At 57.4% G+C, this 660-nt stretch carries 1 protein-coding gene and 1 pseudogene; both read left to right on the top strand.

Translation table 11 applies throughout. From position 1 onward, the window contains the following. Positions 1-186 (top strand): annotated as a pseudogene (locus tag RR842_RS14725) (hypothetical protein); the annotation flags it as partial. After that, the coding region (locus RR842_RS14730) for a 4Fe-4S dicluster domain-containing protein (RefSeq protein WP_332730318.1) at positions 183-660 on the top strand (478 nt) is incomplete at its 3' end. The pseudogene RR842_RS14725 and the gene RR842_RS14730, both read left to right, overlap by 4 nt.

Below are 660 nucleotides of genomic sequence, written 5' to 3' on the forward strand. Positions count from 1 at the left end.
AAGATTGACCTTTCTCAGCAGTTCATCGAAGAGCGCATCCTAACCTGGTTCCCGCAGTTCATGGAGCTTGCCATGGTGATGCTTAAGATCAGGTTCTACAAAGGGGTTCTCAAGATCACCAAGGGATACCTCGAGCTCGATCTGCAAACTTTGGAGGATGTCAAAGCCGAAGTGCAGGGAAAATGAACGGCCCGGTGATTTCGCGCCGCTCGCTTATCGCGGGCGGCGCGGGCGCTGCAGTCCTTTTGAGCTTGGGCGGCCTAACGCGGTACGCGTGGGCGACGGACAAAGAGCTTCTCCGTCCTCCGGGAGGACAGGAGGAAGACCGTCTGCTGAGCGCCTGCATCCGCTGCGACCGGTGCCGCCAGGTGTGCCCGATGCATGCCATCGAAAGTTCGAGCATAGAAGATGGGTTGTTGAACACCCGTACTCCTCGGCTGAATTTTCGCAACCATGCTTTGCAGCGCACGCTTGGGACGACGGAATACCATGAGGTTGATGGCGGATACTGCAATTTCTGCGACCCCGAGCAAACGGGCGGGCAGACCAAACGGTGCATCGCGAACTGCCCGACCGGCGCCCTGCAAGCCTTCGATGAAACCAAGGAGCGCATAGGAGAAGCCGTTATTGACCCCGTGTACTGCATCAATTATCCGCAAC

This window comes from Gordonibacter sp., assembly GCF_036667095.1.
GTDB lineage: Bacteria > Actinomycetota > Coriobacteriia > Coriobacteriales > Eggerthellaceae > Gordonibacter.